Raw genomic sequence first — 2,515 nt, 5'->3', positions numbered from 1 at the left:
GATGCCGCCGAGCACGTCAACCGCATCCGAAAGCAGCCCGTAACGGATCTGACGGTCGGCCGCGGACAGACAATCGAGTTGGGCCAGGGCATCTGGCTCAAGAATGACAGTTGCCGGGCCCCGACCGATACCCGCGGTGAAGCCGGAGATCCACGATCTGTATGCCGCTGGGCTGGCAGCCCCGCCGCCCGAGTAACCACCGCAGTCACGGTTGGGGATCGCGTAGGCGACCAGGACCGGCAGCGCCCCGGCGGCCCGGATCCGCGCCACCCGGCCCGCGACCGCGGCCTGGACGCCGCCCGCGGTCACAGTGCCGACAAACCAGTCCGCATGGGACGTATTCGCGATTCGGCTCAACGCGTCGGCGCTCGCGGGCACGGTGCCATGCAGCCGGGCAACCGCTGCGGCCGCGGCGCTGCCGGGGTCGACATAGAACCGTGCGCCGGCGAACGGGTTCCCGGTCTGCGCGCGTGCCAGCACCAAGGGCTCCGATGTGGGCTCCGAGGTGGGCATCGATATCGGCGCGGAGCCGGGCTGCGACCCGGACGTCGCCCGAGCCACACTCGACCCGGGCAGCGCGCGTGTCGTGGGTCGGGTGGCCGCAGGCCTTCCACCGAGCGCCCCCATCGCATGCGCAACCGTCACCGGCCGTGCAGAGGAGACCGTGCCGCCTTGACCGGGAACCAACAGGTCCACGCCGGATGGGACCGACGATGCGACCATGGTGCCCTCGTAGGCGAAACCGGCGAATACCGAGACGGCAACGGCGCTGAGGGCCAACAACCGTCGAAGACGAACGAGTTTCCGGTGCCGCGAGTGGTGGCGTGCAGCCCTCCGGCGCGGCCCTGTCGACACACAACCTCCGAAACGGGCAAGCACTGCAACGTTTCCCTACCTCCACCCCCTGCCTGCTCACGGACCATAGCAGCGCCTGCATTATGATCATCTACCGGACGTCGGTGGCACGCGCGACACACACCGACCGACACCACGTCGACCGGTCGATTCCCCATCGCCCCGTCCGGCCTGCGGCGGCAGCGGCGAATGTCCACAGCGGGCTGCCTGCCGCGCGCCTGCGCGGGAAAGAAGTCCCTATGAAAGTTGTTCTGTTCTGCGGCGGCCAGGGACAGCGTCTACTGGACGCGGACACCGGCCGGGCATTCACCCCGAAACGCGCCTCGGACGCTCCGAAACCGCTGCACATGGTCGGCGGAAAGCCGATTCTCTGGCATCTCATGAAATGGTACGCGACCTACGGGCACACCGACTTCATCCTCTGCGTGGGATTTCGGGGCGAATTCGTCCGGAACTGGGTCGGGGACCTCTGCGCCGAACACCTCGACGAGCCGACGGCACTGCCGGGTGTACCCCGGCGTCATCTGCTCGACGGCGAGGCCGCCGGATGGTCGATCACGATCGTCGACAGCGGCATCTCAACGCCGGTCGGGCAACGGCTTCGGGCGGTGCGGAACCTGGTCGGCGCCGAGGATCTGTTTCTCGCCAACTACGCGGACGGGCTGTCCGACGTCTCGCTGCCACAGCTGATCGACGAAGCTCACCGCTCCGAGGCCGTCGCCACCCTGCTCGCGGTGCGGCCACCCGAGACGATCCACACCGTGGCCTTCCGGCCGGACTCGACCGCGATCAACGAGATCGCGCCCATGGCGGAACAGGAACTCTGGATCAATGCGGGCTTCTTCGTCCTCCGGCCCACGGTCTTCGATCTGATCCATCCAGGCGAGGATCTGGTGGATGCGCCTTTCAGCCGGCTGGCACGGGCTGGCAGGCTGGGTGGTTATCGCTACCGCGGGTTCTGGCGGGCCATGGACACGGCTAAGGATCGTCTCATCCTGGACGAACTGTGGAGTTCAGGCGTCCGGCCGTGGGCCATCTGGGAGGATCCTGCGCGCGGCCAGTTCGTCCCCTGGCGGCCCCAGGTGTGACCGTGATGCGGGTCGCGGGTCGCGGGTGCCCGTGACAGACCTGCCATGGACGTGATCGTCCGCCCCGAACGGTACCGGCCGGCCGACGGAACGCGATGGTTTATCTTCGAACATATGTGCTAGAGTCGCATGCGTACCGTCGGTTAACCCGCACAACTCGTCGAACCGCACAGCTCGTCGAACCGCACAGCTCGTCGAACCGCACAGCGTCAGCCCTGCCACGACAGCCGACCAAGGAGAACGAACGATGACCACATCAGTCGAGCCGATCCCCAACGACTACCCCGTGATCACCCCGTACCTACACGTCGACGGCGCGGCCGACGCCATCGATTTCTACACGCGGGTTTTCGGCGCAACCGAGCGGATGCGCATGGCCGCACCAGACGGAAAGATCGGCCATGCAGAGCTCACGATCGGCAATTCACTGATCATGCTGTCGGACGAATACCCCGAGATGGACGCGGCGGGTCCGAAGACCGTGGGCGGAACGCCGGTCACCATCCACGTGTACGTGGCGGACGTGGACGCGACCTATGATCGCGCAGTCAAGGCCGGCGCCAAGGGCCTGC

Annotated in this window: 3 protein-coding genes; 2 read left to right on the top strand and 1 reads right to left on the bottom strand. The window is 67.2% G+C overall.

Features of this window, described 5'->3' with window-relative positions; translation table 11 throughout:
* The coding region (locus U9978_RS04965) for a glycoside hydrolase family 6 protein (protein WP_322759838.1) at window positions 1–780 on the bottom strand (780 nt) is incomplete at its 3' end.
* A gap of 314 nt (window positions 781–1,094) precedes the next feature.
* Here U9978_RS04965 and U9978_RS04960 point away from each other — a divergent pair.
* Both U9978_RS04960 and U9978_RS04955 read left to right on the top strand, forming a co-directional pair.
* Window positions 1,095–1,943 (top strand): glucose-1-phosphate cytidylyltransferase, encoded by an 849-nt coding sequence (locus tag U9978_RS04960; RefSeq protein WP_322759837.1) that lies wholly within the window; start codon window positions 1,095–1,097, stop codon window positions 1,941–1,943.
* Between the two features lie 247 nt (window positions 1,944–2,190).
* Window positions 2,191–2,515: VOC family protein (locus tag U9978_RS04955; protein WP_322759836.1), on the top strand; the 325-nt coding region annotated here is incomplete at its 3' end.

This window comes from Protofrankia sp. Cr2, from assembly GCF_963555885.1.
Taxonomy (GTDB): Bacteria; Actinomycetota; Actinomycetes; order Frankiales; family Frankiaceae; genus Protofrankia.
The sequence above is the reverse complement of the archived record's forward strand: the minus strand, read 5'-3'. Positions and strand labels throughout refer to the sequence as shown.

Excerpts from the sequence above, each read along its gene's own strand:
- U9978_RS04960 (WP_322759837.1), top strand. The coding sequence starts at position 1,095 with ATGAAAGTTGTTCTGTTCTGCGGCGGCCAGGGACAGCGTCTACTGGAC.